The following is a 15,754-nucleotide window of genomic DNA, read 5'->3' as shown; positions in this document are numbered from 1 at the left end:
GAATTAAAATTTAAAAACTAAATTAGGTCTTAAAAATGTTTTGACTTAAATTCGCGTAAATTAGTGAGATTTGTTGCTAAAAATTGTTTTGAATTATTTTTAAGGCTTTGAGTAGAAGACTGGGCGATAGCCCATTTTGTTCTATATATTAGCTGACTTGAAGAAGTATTTATAATTATAACTAATCATTAAAGAAGGGGATAGCTGATATTTATAGAATTTTTAAATATATAGGAAATTAAGAAGGGAGTGGAGATATGGGGCTTTTTGAAATATTAAGGGAAAAATTTATTAATTTTACTAATAAGAAAAAGGCTACTTTCAAATTTAAGGATGATTATATTAAATTAAATAAGAAGATATTACTTATTTTTAGTATGATTACTTGTCTGATGTTAGTTATAGTATATTTAATCACTTATAATTTATTTTTGAGTAACTTTTATAAGTTAGAAGAAATGGATGTAGTTAGACAGAGTAGACAAGTTATAGGTGCATTAGAGCAGAATTTAGCACAACTGAAGGCTCTTAACCAGGATTATGCAGCTTGGGATGCTACTTATGAGTTTATTGTAGATCAAAATTCAGATTATATAGATGAAAATTTAATGAATGAAACCTTTTCTACAAATAATTGGGATATTTTTATTTTAGCAAATAAAAAAGGAGAAGTAATTTATAAAAAGGAATTTGATTCAAAGGCTAAAAAAGAAGTTGCTGTAGAGAAGGATATATTAGAGCATTTAAAAGTTGATTCACCGTTAATTAACTTTTCGCATATAACAGATAATACTACAGGGATTCTCTCTACTTCACAAGGTTATCTAATGATCTCCTCCCATCCAGTCATAACAGGTTATTTTAAAGGACCAATTCGTGGGGCTCTTATCATTGGACGTTATTTAAACCAAGATTTGATTAATTACTTGTCAAAACAGACCAACCTACCAATTATAATGGATGCTTTTAAGCAGAGGCAAGTAGGTCAAGAGATAGAAAGCATAGATTCTGATTTAATTAGTAAAGTTGATATTTGGTCTAAAGATATAGATGATAAGTATATGTATGGCTATTCAACTTTATATGATATCTATAACAGACCAGTTCTTACTTTACGGATAAGTAAGGTTAAAGATGTTTATCGACAAGGTTATCTTAGTATGTTATATTTTATGGGATCAATTTTGATTATAGGAGTTATTTATTGTATTAGTACCTGGTTTTTTATGAATAAATTCATCTTTAACCCTTTACAATTATTAATAGATGGTATAAAGGATATATCTAAAAGTAGAGATTTATCGACTAGACTTGCTATTGAATCCAAAGATGAGTTTTCAACTATTAAACTTAAATTTAATAATATGTTAGATAGTTTAGAAGAATCACAAGAAAAGATTCTTCATCAGTCACGCCATGATGAATTGACTAACTTACCAAATAGGTCTTATTTTTATCAACAGGTAAGGGAGCAATTATTTCTAAGCAAAAGTAATGAGATCAATGCTATTTTTTTTATTGATATTGATAAATTTAAGAGTATCAATGATTCTTTTGGTCATGAGATAGGGGATTTATTATTGCAAGCTATTAGTAAGAGGTTAAAAGAAAATCTTCCACAAAATAGTATTAGTTCTCGAATTGGAGGAGATGAATTTATTATCTTCATTCCTAAGATTAAAAGTAAGAAAGTTACAAAAGATATAGCTAAGAAAATTATTTTAAATATAAAAGAACCTTATTTTATTAATGGAAAAGAGTTGACTATTACCTTAAGTATTGGGATCAGTTTTTATCCAAGCGATGGAACTGATATCGATTTTTTGATTAATAATGCTGATTTAGCTATGTATAATGTTAAGAATAAAGGAAAGAATGATTTTGAATTTTATAATCTAAATATGAGAAATAAATTATCTAAGAAGATGCTGGATAAGGCATTAAAAGAAGATCAGTTAGAACTTTATTATCAGCCTAAGGTTAATGGACTTACAGGAGAAATTGTAGGAATGGAATCATTATTAAGATGGAATCATCCCGAAAAAGGACTTATCTCTCCTGCTGAGTTTATTCCTTTGGCAGAAGAGACAGGATCTATTATACCTATTGGCAAGTGGGTACTAACAAGAGCATGTGAACAGACTAGAAGATGGAATCAAATCAATAATTCATCTTTAGTTGTTGCAGTAAATATATCTAATATTCAATTTATGAAGACAGATTTTGTCAATATGGTAAGAAGAATTTTAAAGGAGAGTAAATTAGAAGCAAGATATTTAGAGTTGGAGATAACAGAGAGTGTAGCTGTAAACAATGAAGAGGAAGTTATTAAGAAATTGATTATCCTTAAAAAGCTGGGGGTATCAGTGGCTATTGATGATTTTGGAACAGGGTATAGCTCATTAAGCTATTTGCAGAAATTGCCTATCGATATTTTAAAGATAGACAAGGTCTTTATAGATAACATTGTTAGAGATGATACTATTGCTAAGATGATTATTGATATGGCCCAAAATTTGGATATTTCTGTAATTGCTGAAGGTGTAGAAAGAGAAGAGCAATTAAAGCAACTTTTAAAGCTTGGCTGTGAGTCAATACAGGGATATTTATTTAGTAGACCTCTTTCAGCTGATAAATTTGAAGAGCTATTAATAAAAGACAAGCAATTAAAAATAAGTCAATGAACTATTATAGTTGAAGAAAGGGGAGGATAATCATTGCTTTAACTACTGAAATTAGAAGTTATGCTAAATCTATTGGAATAGATGATATTAAAGTTACCAGTGCTAAATCCTTTCCAGAACTTAAAGAATTCTTAATAGAGATGAGAGACAAGGAGTATTTATCTAACTTGGTTCATGATGATTTAGAGAAGATAAGTAATCCTAAAGAAGTAGTCTTAGAGGCCAAATCGGTAATTGTCTGTGCTATCTCTTATAGTATTGATGATAAATATATAGCTGCAAGTAGAAGAAGGGCTAAAGAAGAGTTAAGAGGAAGCTTTTCCCGTTTTGCTTGGGGACAGGATTATCATCGAGTGTTAGGTGATAGACTAGATAAGCTGATTAAGTTCATTAAAACTAAGAAGCAAAGGATAGAAGCATTTAAGTTTGTTGATACGGGCCCTACTGTTGATAGAGCTTTAGCCAGAAGAGCAGGAATAGGGTGGCAAGGTAAGAACTGTAGTATTATCAACCCTGAGTATGGTTCCTGGATATTCTTAGGGGGGGTAATTACTGATTTGGAGCTAGAGTATGATTCATCTATAGCAGATAAGTGTGGTAATTGTAGAAGGTGTATCGATGCCTGCCCTACAGGAGCTTTAGTAGATGCTTATACTTTAGATAGCCGTAAATGTTTAGGATATATCACCTTAAGTAAAGGTTATTTGGATGAGAAGCATCGAAAGAAGATGGGAACTAGATTATGGGGCTGTGACACCTGTCAAAATGTTTGTCCCCAGAATCAAGGTGCTAAAGTAGGAGACCATGAGGAGTTTAGACCCCAGACTTTAGATGCCTATCCTGAGTTAGTGCCTCTATTAACTTTGAGTAATAAGGAGTATAAAGATAAGTTTATGATTACTCCCATGAACTGGCGAGGTAAGCGACCAATTCAGCGTAATGCTGCTATTATCTTAGGTAATTTAAAGGATAAGAGAGCAGTACCCTATTTATTAGAAGCTTTAGCTGATCCAAAACCGATAGTCAGAGCCAATGTAGCTTGGGCTTTGGGAGAGATTGGTGATGAGAGTGCTTTAGATAGATTAGAATGGACTTTGCTTCAAGAGAAGGATGAGCAGGTGATTGAGGAGTTGGAGGGAGCTATAGAGAGACTAGAAATCATTTCTCAGGAATTAGAGAGCAGTTGAATATATTGATTTTAGCTTTCTGCTTCCTGATTGTTAAATATAAGTTGTGGCAATGAATGAATTAAAAGTTGTTAAATATTCTTACTAATGAGTTTGGTCTTAATATATCCTTATGTTATAATTAAATTATCATTGTAGAGTGGGAGGGTGAATTAGAATGTGTCGTTTGAACCCAAGGGTAGACTTTGCTTTTAAGAAATTATTCGGTACTGAAGAGAACAAGGACATCTTAATCTCTTTTATCAATTCAGTTTTAGATGAAGAGGAGCAGATTAAGGATGTAGTTTTAAAGAACCCATATAATGCGAAGAACTTTAAAAATGATAAATTATCTATTCTAGATATCAAAGCAGTAGATGAAAAAGGTATCTGGTATAATATTGAGATGCAGATAACAGACCAAGATTATTATGATAAGAGGGCATTATATTATTGGGCAAGATTGTATACAGGTCAGCTAGAGTCAGGGGTTAATTATGATAAACTAGAGAAGACTATAGTGATTAATGTGCTTAATTTTAATTGTTTGGATGAAGAAGATTATCATAATATTTATCAATTATTGAACTGTCAGTCTAAAGAAGAGCTAATAGATCATTTAGAAATTCACTTTATTGAGCTAGAAAAGTATAATAAAGACCTATCAGAAGTACAGACAGCATTAGATAGGTGGACAGAATTTTTAAAGAGAGCTGATCAATATGATAAAGATCAAATTCCCTCTCAACTAGCTGAGGTAGAAAGTATAGAAAAAGCGATAAAGGTCTTAGATACAATAGGCTTAACCAAAGAAGAAAGAGAAGTCTATGAAGCTAGATTGAAGTGGTTAAGGGATGAAGAGATGGCGTTGAAGAAGGCTGAGAGAAAAGGGATGGAAAGAGGTATAGAGAAAGGTATAGAAAAAGGTATAGAGAAAGGTATAGAGAAAGGTATAGAAAAGATAGTTAAAAGCATGTTGGAGAAAGGAATAGGAGTAGAAGAGATAATTCAAATGACTGATTTAGATAAAGAGTCTGTAAATAAGATTAAAGAAAATTATAATATTTAAATAAGACATGCTGGGCAACCTATAAATGGGTTGTCTTTTTTCTTAAAGTTTGGTATTAATATCTTTCCTATTGATCTTGTAATATTATTGGAGAGAGTATGTTAATCTGTTTTTAAAGAGGTTGACAATAACTGTTTTTTTATGTATATTATATATAACTAGCTGGAAAAAATTTTAAGAATATTGTTAACTGTAAAAGACACAGGTTAACTAAAAGGAGAGGTTATTATGTTACAGGAATTAAAGAATAAAGTCTTAGTAGGTGAGGATATCACTAAAGAAGAGGCTATGTATTTAGTAAATTTAGATGAGAGTAGAACTATGGAGCTATTAGCAGCAGCTAATGAAATTAAGAATAAATTTATCGGCAAAAAAGTAGACTTATGTTCGATTGTTAATGCTAAATCAGGAAGCTGTTCTGAAGACTGTACCTTCTGTTCTCAATCAGCTCATTATAATACAGGGACAGTTACTTATCCCTTAATGGCTAAAGAGGAGATCTTGGCTAGAGCTAAAGAGATGGAAGGTAGTGGAGCTAAGCATTTTGGAATTGTAACCAGTGGTCGCGGAGTAGTCAGTGATGAAGATTTTGAGAATTTAATAGAGGCATTTAGATTGATCAAAGAAGAGACTAGTTTAGAGGTCTGTGCTTCTTTAGGGACTTTGGATGAAGAGAGGGCAGAGAAGTTAGCTAATGTAGGACTAAAGCGATATAACCATAATTTAGAGACTTCTGAAAGTTATTATGCAGAGATCTGTACTACTCATACCTATGCTGATAGAGTAAATACTGTTAAGTTTCTAAAGGAGAGAGGGATGGAGGTCTGTAGTGGAGGAATTATCGGTTTGGGAGAAAGCGTTGAGGATAGAATAGATTTGGCTTTTACTGTAAAGAAGTTAGATGTGGATTCGGTGCCGATTAATATCTTAAACCCTGTAGAGGGAACACCTCTAGACACTAATGCCCCAGTACCACCAATGGAAACTTTAAAGACTGCAGCTATCTTTAGATTTATCCTACCTATCAAGGTGATTAAGTTATGTGGAGGAAGAGAGACTAATTTAAGAGACTTACAGTCATTGAGTCTGTTGTCAGGTGTAAATGGTCTCTTAATTGGAAACTATTTGACTACTGAGGGTCGAGCTACAGCAGAAGATCTACAGATGATTAAAGATTTGGGATTAGGGAAATGATTATTAAATTTTAGCATTAAATTTGGTGTTTTATGGATATGTTGCGACAGTTTAAGCTTTAGCTACGGGTTTTAACCCGTAGTGTAATATGTCATCATCACCACAGGTTGAAACCTGTGGCTAGTAAATTTATCATTATAAAAAGTGTTGCAATATCTCTATTAAGTATTACTTTAAGAGTTGATTTTATGTTTATTATCAAACAAAATAAAAATTTTATCAACATTGTAAACCTGATATTTTTATTGTTAACAATAAGGTTAATAGAAAGGGATAATTGCCTATGAAATTGATGGTAGTATTTCCGGGTTGGGGGACAAGTAGGAGTTTATATCAAGAGTTAAAATTGGAGGGTTATGAGCTATTTATAGTTGATTTTTTTGATAAGAAATCTTTGATGCAAGAAATTGTTAGTCTAAATGCAACTGAAATAAATTTTTTAGGATGGTCGCTGGGTGCAATAATGGCTTTAAAATATTTAAATGAGTTTAAAGTTAATAAACTGATACTGTTGGCTCCTACCCTTTATTTTTTAGAAAATCAGCCGAGAATACTTGTAAAAAAGATGATTAGAGATATTAAAAGAGATAAGCTAAAGACATTAATTAATTTTAATAAGCTTAATTTTTATAATAAAAATTCTTACCAGGAGTATCTAAGAGAATATGGAGAAAAATTAAATAAGTTAGACAGTAATTATTTAGAACTAGGGTTAAAATATTTCTTAGAAGAGGATTTAAGAGATATAAGTATTATTGAAGATATCAGACCACTTGTAATAATGGGCAAAGGGGATCAGATAATAACTAATTCTAGCTCTAAGCAGGTTTTGGATTGTTTTAAAGGTTATGAACTCTATATGTTAGATAGAGTTGGTCATAATATGCTATATGAAGCAGAGGTAGAGGTAAATAACTTGATAAGGGAGTATTTAAATGATTGAAAAAGAGGTGGTAAGAGATAATTTTTCTAGAGCAGCCGACAGCTATGATCAATATGCCGTTGTACAGAGGTATATGGCTAAGAAGCTAGACAATTATTTACAGGATATAGATGGAATAGATAAAATATTGGAAATTGGGGGAGGGACAGGTCTCTTTACAGAGTTACTTATTAACCGTTTTTTAGGAAGTGATTATCTGATTGTTGATATTTCACCTAAGATGCTTGCTAAATGTAAAGATAAATTTAGAGACTATCAGCAGGTGAAATATCTATTAGCTGATGGTGAAAGGCTTAAATTAGAGGAAAAATTTGATTTAGTAATCTCTAATGCTACCTTTCAATGGTTTGAGAATTTAAAACTAGCTCTTATAAATTTAAAAGAGCAATTAAATGAGGATGGAGAGATTTATTTTTCTATCTTTGGAGATAAGACCTTTCAAGAATTAAGAAGTTGTTTTCAAGAGGTAAAAGTAGAAGATGGTTATTCCCAAAAGTTCTTTAGTAAATTTGAATTAGAGAGAATTTTAGCAGAAGAATTTAGAGCAGTTGAGATAAAAGAGGAAGAGTATATTGAAAGATTTCCTAATGTGAGGGATTTTTTAAGGGCAACTAAGAAAATAGGTGCTAATAGTGCTAAAAAAGATAAGCCCCCTTTGACTCCAGGATTATTAAAGAAGATAGAAAGTAAATATATGGAGAGATATACTAAGAATAATCAAATTATTGTAACTCATCACCTATTATTTGTTAGGTTGAAAAAATAATATCTTTTACATAGCAGTTATTTCAAAGTGTAACTTAAGATAGATAATGCGACACTTTGGTGTTTTAGTTAACAGTGTACAGTGGTTTACACGAAGAGTCTTATATTTTAGACTCGTAGGGACGGTTGACAGTTAAGTTCAAAAGTACTAAAAGCCCTTAAAGTAGAGGGTTTTGTCTTTTTACTGTAAACTTTCCACTGTCAACCGTCAACTATGGATATAAACTGTCGCACTATACTTATATAGTAACACTTAAATTTTTTTAAATGTAGAACAACGGGTTTTTAGTAATTAGATAGAGGTGGTTCAATGAAATCTTGGAATCAAGAGCTAAGCTTATTAAAAGCAGAGGGTTTACATAGAGAATTAAGGAGATTAGAGAGTGCGCAATCTCCACGAGTGATTATTGATAATCGAGAGGTCATTATGTTAGCCTCTAATAATTACTTGGGATTATCGACTGAACAAGGAATCAAAGAAGCGGTTATTAGAGTTATACAAAAGTATGGAACTGGTTCTGGAGGCTCCCGCTTAACAACTGGTAATTATGATTTACATGAACAGTTAGAAAGGGAGTTAGCTGATTTTAAAAAGACTGAAGATGCTTTAGTCTTTAATACTGGTTATATGGCTAATGTTGGTGTGTTGACTACAGTAGTAGGAGCAGAGGATGTAATTATTTGTGATAAATTAAATCATGCCAGTATTATTGATGGTTGTCGCTTAAGTAAGGCTAAACTTTTAGTGTATAAACATGGTGACCTAGCAAGATTAGAAAAGATATTAAAAAGAGCTAGTAAATATAGGAGAAGATTGATTGTAACTGATGGGGTTTTTAGTATGGATGGTGATCTGGCACCTTTACCAGAGATAGTAGAATTGGCTGAAAAGTATCAAGCTTTAGTAATGGTAGATGACGCCCATGGAACTGGAGTTTTGGGTAGTAAGGGAGCAGGGACTATTGAACATTTTGGGCTTGAAGGCAAGATAGATATTCAGATAGGTACTTTAAGTAAAGCCTTAGCCGCAGAAGGTGGTTTTGTAGCAGGGAGTAAAGAGTTAATCGATTTATTAAGAAACAAAGCAAGGTCTTTTATCTATTCTACAGCCTTAGCACCGGCAACGATAGCAGCTAGTTTGGCCTCATTAAGATATTTACAGTCTCATCCTGAACTGCTTAATAATTTATGGCGAAATATCAATTTATTAAAAGATGGTTTAGAGGACTTAGGTTATGAGCTGTTGTCTAGTAATAGTGCTATTATTCCTATTATGATTGGTAATACAGAGCAGACAATGAGATTAAGTAAATCTTTGTTGGAAGAAGGTGTTTTAGCCCCGGGGATTAGACCACCTACAGTTCCAAGAGGGATTACGGGTTTTAACCCGTAGTGTAACATGTCATCATCACCACAGGTTGAAACCTGTGGCTAGTAAATTTATCATTATAAAAAGTGTCGTATTATCTCTATTTTGTATCACTTTTATTAGCATATTATTTATTAAGTTTTTGCATGATTTTTAAAGGAGGGAAATAAAATGAGTAAAGGTTTTTTTATTACAGGAACAGATACTGATGTAGGTAAGACTGTAGTTACAGCGGGGTTATTAGCTACTTTGCGAGAGAGGGGCTATGATATAGGGTTAATGAAGCCTTTTCAAACAGATTTTATCGAAGATGGAGAGAGACTACTGTCTCCAGATTTAGAATTTGTACTAAAGTTTGTAGATTTAGAGACAGATTATGATTTGATGAACCCGATTCGTTTAAGAGAGCCTTTAGCTCCTAGTGTAGCAGCAGAGGTTGAAGGGGTAAAGATTGATTTGACTAAGGTAGATAGAGCTTATGAAGAGTTGTTAGAACTACACCAAGCTATAATAGTTGAAGGGGCTGGAGGATTGATGGTACCTCTGGCCAAGAATTTTCTGACACCAGATTTGGTAAAGCGTTTTGAATTACCAATAATTATTGTAGCTAGACCGAATTTGGGGACGATTAACCATACAGTCCTAACAGTTAAAGTAGCCAGACAGTTAGGAATAGAAGTTTTGGGTGTTATTATCAATGGATTTAAGGCAGCGGAAGCAGGAATTGCAGAAAAGACCAATCCAGAGGTGATTGCTGAACTAGCAGATGTACCAATATTGGGGATAGTTCCTTACATAGAGGATTTAGATAGTAATGTTGATAAGATAGATTTGGCTAAAATTTTTGAAGAGAATGTGGAGATAGATAAGATAGTTGACAATGTACAGTTGACGGTTGACAGTTAAAAGTCAAAATCAAATTATTAATCATATACCAAGTTTAAAGAATTAATGCTCTTGAATTTAACTGTACACTATACACTGTCAACTGTAAACTGATAAAACGGGGAGGAGTTATTATGACAGAAGAATTATCGTTATTAGAAAAGAATAAAAAGTATGTCTGGCAACCTTTTACTCAGATGAAGGAGTGGGTAGAGAATGAGCAATTGATTATAGAACGGGGAGAGGGGATTAAACTCTATGATACTGAGGGGAACTCTTATTATGATGGTGTCTCTTCTATCTGGTTAAATGTCCATGGGCATCAGAAGAAGGAGTTAAATGATGCGATTAAAGAGCAGTTAGAGAAGATTTCCCATACTACTATGTTAGGTTTGGCAAATGTTCCTGCTACAGAGTTGGCTGAGAAGTTGGTTCAGATTACTCCTGAAGGATTGAATAAGGTCTTTTACTCCGATAGTGGCTCCACAGCAGTGGAGATTGGGCTAAAGATGGCTTTTCAATATTGGCAACAGATTGATGAGGATTGTGGATCTAAGGATAAGTTTATTACCTTAAAGAATGCTTATCATGGTGATACAGTAGGATCTGTCAGTGTAGGTGGAGTAGATCTCTTCCACAAAATCTACCGACCATTATTGTTTGATAGTCTTAAAGCACCATCACCTTACTGTTATCGCTGTAGCTTTGGTGAAGAGGAGGGTAAATGTAATTTCAGCTGTATTAAAGAATTGGAAAGAATGATGAAGGATCACCATAGAGAGATAGCGGCTTTAGTAATTGAGCCACTGGTACAGGGAGCAGGGGGAATGATTACAGCTCCTAAAGGTTATCTAAGTAAAGCTAGAGAGCTATGTGATAAATATAATATTTTGATGTTAACTGATGAAGTTGCTGTAGGATTTGGAAGAACAGGGAAGATGTTTGCCTGTGAACATGAAGGGGTTAGTCCTGATATTATGACAGTAGCTAAAGGGATCAGTGGTGGTTACTTACCTATTTCAGCTACATTAACCACTGATGAGATTTATAATGCCTTTTATGATGATTATGCTAGTCAGAAAACCTTCTTTCATGGACACTCCTTTACAGGAAATCCCTTAGCAGCAGCAGTCTCCTTGGCTAATATAGATTTATTTGAAAAAGAAGAGATAATCAAAAAGCTGCAGGATAAAATCAAATTGGCTCAAAATAAATTAGAGTCTTTTAAAGAATTAAAGCATGTAGGAGATATTCGCCAACAAGGGTTGATGATTGGAATAGAACTGGTTAAAGATAAAAAAAGTAAAGAAGAGTACCCTTGGGAACAGAGAAAAGGGGTTAAGGTCTGTATGGTAGCTAGAGAGAAAGGAATGATCATTAGACCATTGGGTAATGTAGTAGTTTTTATGCCACCACTATGTAGTACTAAAGAGGAATTAACTGAGATGCTAGAGATAATTTATGAGTCAATAGTAGGGGTGACTGAATAATTAGACTGTCTTTAGCACAGATTAAAAGTATTCATCATATGATGTATAAATTGAGATAGTAGAATGATAGTGCGACACTTTCGTGTCGGTGTGAGTGAGTAGTTTGAGTGTGTGTGAAGTGCCTTTTTATTGAATTTTACTCACACTCCCACACCCACTCACGCTAATTTTAAAAGTGTCGCAATATCCCCACTAACAGACAATTATCATATTAAAATTTCAATAATTTGATATAATCAAAAGATATTAAATTTACTTGACAATAATATAAATAATTGTTACAATTGTTAAAAATAAGATTAAAGATAAACGTGCTTTAAATAGAATATTGTTAAAAGCTATGAAGGAGTTAAGTAAGTTAATGGTAGCCTTTACAGAGAGGAGATGTCACCGGCTGTAAGCATCTCTAAAGGTCATTAAGTGAAATTTCGCTCTGGAGCTGTATAGCTGAACCTTTTAGTAAGTTATACCGGCATTTATGTCGTTATTAAAACTAGTGGGACTAGAAGTTTAGTAGTCCAATTAGGGTGGTACCACGAAATTCAAGCCTGCCTTGTTTCGTCCTAAATATAAGGATGACAAGGTGGGCTTTTTATATTTTAGTGTGAGTGTGAGTAATGAGTATGAGCAAAGAGAAAGAATAGTATTCAATTAAAATTTTTAATGATTTTGAATTTACTCACACTGACCACTCACACTCACACTATCCAAAAAAAGAGGAGTGGATAAAATGTTAAGTAGTGTAGAAGTGGAGAAGCATCAGAAGATTGTAGAGCTAGGAGATATCAAGATTGGTGGTGATGAATTAGTGATTATGGCAGGTCCTTGTGCTGTAGAGAGTCGAGAGCAGTTATTGGAGGCAGCTAAATATGTTAAAGAATATGGTGGCCATATTTTACGAGGCGGGGCTTTTAAACCACGTACATCTCCATATAGCTTCCAAGGTTTAGGAGAAGAAGGCTTGAAGTTGTTAGCAGAGGCTAGAGAAGAGACTGGACTTAAGGTTGTAACGGAATTAATGGATTCTGATGATATAGAATTAGTGAATCATTATGCTGATATTATACAGATAGGTTCACGTAATATGCAAAATTATGGTCTGTTAAAGAAACTAGGAAGATTAGAGAAGCCTATTCTATTAAAAAGAGGTTATTCAGCAACGATTAAAGAGTGGATATTGGCAGCAGAATATATCATTGCCCATGGTAACCCTCAGGTTATTCTCTGTGAAAGAGGAATTAGAACCTTTGAAACTGCTACTAGAAATACCCTAGATTTAAATGCTATAGCATGGATTAAGGAGATGACTGATTTACCAATAATTATAGATCCAAGCCATGGGACTGGAAAACGGAGTTTAGTAGCTCCTCTAGCCAAAGCAGGAATTACTGCTGGAGCTGATGGCATTATAGTTGAGATGCACCCATATCCTGAAGAAGCCTTGTGTGATGGTGAACAGTCTTTAAGGCCTGAAGAGTTTGCTCAGATGATAAAAGAGCTTGATAGAGTAGCACAGGCTGTAGATAAGAGGTTAGTAGTATAATAAATATAGTGCGATATTTTAGGTATTAGGTGGTTGGATGGTTAGGTTAAGCCCAAACTACCCAACAAAATTATCGCATTATCTATCTATAAATTTAACTATAGTATAGACAAACAACTCTAGAATGAAACAATAGAAAGATAGTGTAACACTTTTGGGAATCAGGAATCAGTAGTCAGGAATTAGTTATAAACACTGGTTCCAGATTCTTGATTCCTGATTCCCAACACGAAAGTGTTGCAATATACCCATTAAGCTTTATTTTGAATTCACATACCTATAGTAGCTTGAATTACTATTAGCGACTTTTCTTAACTTGACCAAAATTAAAAAAATGATATAATAATAGATGGTGTGTATTTATGAACGTTAATTTTATTTATGAAATTATTAATATCAAGTCATCATAGTACATAGATACTTCTTGGGATTTTAAAGGTCTATAATGAATAATTTATATTTTATTATAAACCTTTTGAAATAAATATTAAAGGGTTTTGGCGATTAATGTCGAAAAGTAAACTTGTTTGGGGCTGGTTTATTTTGTACCTTTAAAACTTAATTTTGGGGAAGGAGAGATTTACTTGTCGTTAGATATGGTATTTTCTTTATTAGGTGGTTTGGGGCTTTTTATTTATGGGATGAAGCAGATGGGAGATGGATTACAAAAATCTGCTGGTAACAAATTAAAGCAATTAATAGGTCTATTGACTACTAATCGTATAGCTGGTTTACTAGTGGGGACTGGAGTAACAGCTATTATTCAAAGTAGTAGTGCTACGACAGTAATGGTAGTAGGTTTTGTTAATGCAGGTTTAATGACTTTAAAGCAGTCTATTGGGGTAATTTTTGGTGCCAATATCGGTACTACTATTACGGCACAGTTGATTTCTTTTAAATTAAGCCATTATTCATTACATGCAATCGCTATCGGAGCAGTATTATACTTATTTAGTAGAAACGACAAACTTAAGCATTTAGGACAAGTTCTTTTAGGTTTTGGTATCCTATTTTTAGGTATGACAATCATGAAAGATACTATGAAACCACTTAGAAAATCTGAGGCTTTTGTTCATTGGATGAGGACTTTTGGTAGAACTCCTATCTTAGGAGTTTTAATAGGTACTCTTATGACGGTAATGGTACAAAGTAGTAGTGCTAGTATCGGTATCTTAATTAGTTTATTATCTGTAGGAGTATTAGATTATCATTCTGCTGTACCAATACTGTTAGGGGATAATATTGGTACTACTATTACAGCTATATTATCAAGTATTGGGACTAATCGTAATGCTAAGCGTGCAGCTGCAGCTCATACAGTCTTTAATGTAATTGGTTCTCTTGTCTTTTTGATGGTATTATACATTTTCCCAAATTTTACTGGGAGTTTAGAGACCTTCTTTACTAACAGAGCGTTGAGTGCTGGGCATGAGGTTAATGCAGTTAGAATGATTGCTAATACCCATTCGGCTTTCAATATTATTAATGCACTTATCTGGTTACCATTTGTACCTTTTATAGTTAAGCTTGTAAATTATATTGTTCCAGGTGAAGATGATGATATTAAACGTGGTTTAAGTTATCTTGATGAGAGAATGTTGGAGACACCTAGTGTAGCAGTTGAGCAATTAAAGCGTGAAGTGGCTCGTATGTTAGAGATATCTACTGACATGGTCAGAGATGCTAAGGAAGCGTTTCTAAATGAAGATAAGGATTTGATAGATTCAGTTCGTAAAAAGGAAGAGATTGTCAATGAGTTAGAAGAGGAGTTATTAGTATTCTTAACTAAAATACCTCAAGCTAACTTATCAGAAGAGGATATAAAAACAATTGATATGTACTTTATTATTATAGATGCTATTGAGAGTGTTGGTGATGATGCAGATTCATTGTCTAAATTACTTATTGAGCATCTAAGTAATAAGAATAATTTCTCTGAAGATGCTAGAGAGAGTATTCAAAATATCTTTGATATTTCTTTGGATATTTTGGCTAAAACTTATGAATTGATTGAGAAAGAGAGTATGTCATTGGCTACTGAGTTGATTCAGGCAGAACAATACGTAGATGACTTACAAAGAGAATATCGTGAAGAACATATGAAGAGATTAAATCAAGGCTCCTGTATCCCAGGTGCAGCTATTGTCTATTTAGAGATTTTAGAAAAATTAGAGCATATCAGTGATCAATCTGCTGATATTGGACATAGTTTTATTGAAAGAAAGTAATTTTAACCCCCTCTGTTATCTTTAGGGATAGCAGAGGGGGTTTTTATTTTAATTAACAAGAATTTATTTAAATAGTACTGGGATTATTGGGAATTAATTATCTTATATGTAATAGTTAGCCATTTAAAAAAATACTTGACATAAAAGGTTTAAACTCTTATAATATCAATGTAATTGTTAAAATAATAACTTAATACATAAAAAGACAAATAAATGAATATGTTCATTAAAATTACTATTATTATAAATATATAAGTTGAACTAATGTTTTTTTAAAGAATCAAAAAATCTTTTTTGCAACGAATTAACACGAATTACGCGAATAAAAGGCAAAAAGAATAAATTAATAGTTTAGAATTTTCTTTGTTTTAAATTCGCTATATTCGTTGCTAAATAAGTTGAATTATTGATTTTTAAT

10 protein-coding genes, 1 pseudogene and 1 other annotated feature are annotated in these 15,754 nt (G+C 32.9%); all 11 genes and pseudogenes read left to right on the top strand.

Features of this window, described 5'->3' with window-relative positions; translation table 11 throughout:
- Positions 1 to 257 precede the first annotated feature (257 nt).
- The 11 genes and pseudogenes from ACTCDL_RS11550 (at position 258) to ACTCDL_RS11500 (ending at position 15,336) form a co-directional block, all read left to right on the top strand.
- Positions 258 to 2,684, top strand: coding sequence for an EAL domain-containing protein (locus ACTCDL_RS11550; RefSeq protein WP_463176662.1), 2,427 nt, complete (start codon positions 258 to 260; stop codon positions 2,682 to 2,684).
- A gap of 26 nt (positions 2,685 to 2,710) precedes the next feature.
- Positions 2,711 to 3,871, top strand: coding sequence for a tRNA epoxyqueuosine(34) reductase QueG (queG, locus tag ACTCDL_RS11545; RefSeq protein WP_463176664.1), 1,161 nt, complete (start codon positions 2,711 to 2,713; stop codon positions 3,869 to 3,871).
- A gap of 157 nt (positions 3,872 to 4,028) precedes the next feature.
- The gene (locus ACTCDL_RS11540; protein ID WP_463176661.1) at positions 4,029 to 4,919 is read left to right on the top strand and encodes an Rpn family recombination-promoting nuclease/putative transposase; all 891 of its coding nucleotides are present in this window, start codon (positions 4,029 to 4,031) and stop codon (positions 4,917 to 4,919) included.
- 228 nt (positions 4,920 to 5,147) lie between these two features.
- Positions 5,148 to 6,113: a biotin synthase BioB gene (gene bioB, locus ACTCDL_RS11535; protein ID WP_463176660.1), complete on the top strand. Its 966-nt coding sequence runs from the start codon at positions 5,148 to 5,150 to the stop codon at positions 6,111 to 6,113.
- A gap of 283 nt (positions 6,114 to 6,396) precedes the next feature.
- On the top strand, positions 6,397 to 7,056 hold the full coding sequence (locus tag ACTCDL_RS11530; protein WP_463176659.1) for an alpha/beta fold hydrolase: 660 nt from the start codon (positions 6,397 to 6,399) through the stop codon (positions 7,054 to 7,056).
- Positions 7,049 to 7,822, top strand: a complete 774-nt coding sequence (gene bioC, locus ACTCDL_RS11525; protein ID WP_463176658.1) for a malonyl-ACP O-methyltransferase BioC — start codon at positions 7,049 to 7,051, stop codon at positions 7,820 to 7,822. Before ACTCDL_RS11530 ends, bioC begins: the two co-directional genes overlap by 8 nt.
- 309 nt (positions 7,823 to 8,131) lie before the next feature.
- A complete protein-coding gene (gene bioF / locus ACTCDL_RS11520) occupies positions 8,132 to 9,214 on the top strand; it encodes an 8-amino-7-oxononanoate synthase (protein ID WP_463176657.1) in 1,083 nt (360 codons plus the stop codon).
- Between the two features lie 147 nt (positions 9,215 to 9,361).
- Entirely contained in the window at positions 9,362 to 10,096 is a 735-nt protein-coding gene (bioD, locus tag ACTCDL_RS11515; RefSeq protein ID WP_463176656.1) for a dethiobiotin synthase, read from the top strand.
- Positions 10,097 to 10,209: 113 nt separating this feature from the next.
- A complete protein-coding gene (gene bioA, locus ACTCDL_RS11510; RefSeq protein ID WP_463176655.1) occupies positions 10,210 to 11,565 on the top strand; it encodes an adenosylmethionine--8-amino-7-oxononanoate transaminase in 1,356 nt (451 codons plus the stop codon).
- 331 nt (positions 11,566 to 11,896) lie between these two features.
- Positions 11,897 to 12,134: a binding site (T-box leader), on the top strand.
- A 131-nt stretch (positions 12,135 to 12,265) separates the two neighbouring features.
- Positions 12,266 to 13,108 (top strand): annotated as a pseudogene (gene aroF, locus ACTCDL_RS11505) (3-deoxy-7-phosphoheptulonate synthase); the annotation flags it as partial.
- A 584-nt stretch (positions 13,109 to 13,692) separates the two neighbouring features.
- The gene (locus ACTCDL_RS11500) at positions 13,693 to 15,336 is read left to right on the top strand and encodes a Na/Pi cotransporter family protein (RefSeq protein WP_463176654.1); all 1,644 of its coding nucleotides are present in this window, start codon (positions 13,693 to 13,695) and stop codon (positions 15,334 to 15,336) included.
- Positions 15,337 to 15,754: the final 418 nt, after the last annotated feature.

The sequence above is a fragment of the Orenia sp. genome (genome assembly GCF_055140805.1).
The sequence above is the reverse complement of the archived record's forward strand: the minus strand, read 5'-3'. Positions and strand labels throughout refer to the sequence as shown.

Excerpts from the sequence above, each read along its gene's own strand:
- ACTCDL_RS11550 (WP_463176662.1), top strand. The coding sequence starts at position 258 with ATGGGGCTTTTTGAAATATTAAGGGAAAAATTTATTAATTTTACTAAT.
- ACTCDL_RS11540 (WP_463176661.1), top strand. The coding sequence starts at position 4,029 with ATGTGTCGTTTGAACCCAAGGGTAGACTTTGCTTTTAAGAAATTATTC.
- bioB (WP_463176660.1), top strand. The coding sequence starts at position 5,148 with ATGTTACAGGAATTAAAGAATAAAGTCTTAGTAGGTGAGGATATCACT.
- ACTCDL_RS11530 (WP_463176659.1), top strand. The coding sequence starts at position 6,397 with ATGAAATTGATGGTAGTATTTCCGGGTTGGGGGACAAGTAGGAGTTTA.
- bioC (WP_463176658.1), top strand. The coding sequence starts at position 7,049 with ATGATTGAAAAAGAGGTGGTAAGAGATAATTTTTCTAGAGCAGCCGAC.
- bioF (WP_463176657.1), top strand. The coding sequence starts at position 8,132 with ATGAAATCTTGGAATCAAGAGCTAAGCTTATTAAAAGCAGAGGGTTTA.
- bioD (WP_463176656.1), top strand. The coding sequence starts at position 9,362 with ATGAGTAAAGGTTTTTTTATTACAGGAACAGATACTGATGTAGGTAAG.
- bioA (WP_463176655.1), top strand. The coding sequence starts at position 10,210 with ATGACAGAAGAATTATCGTTATTAGAAAAGAATAAAAAGTATGTCTGG.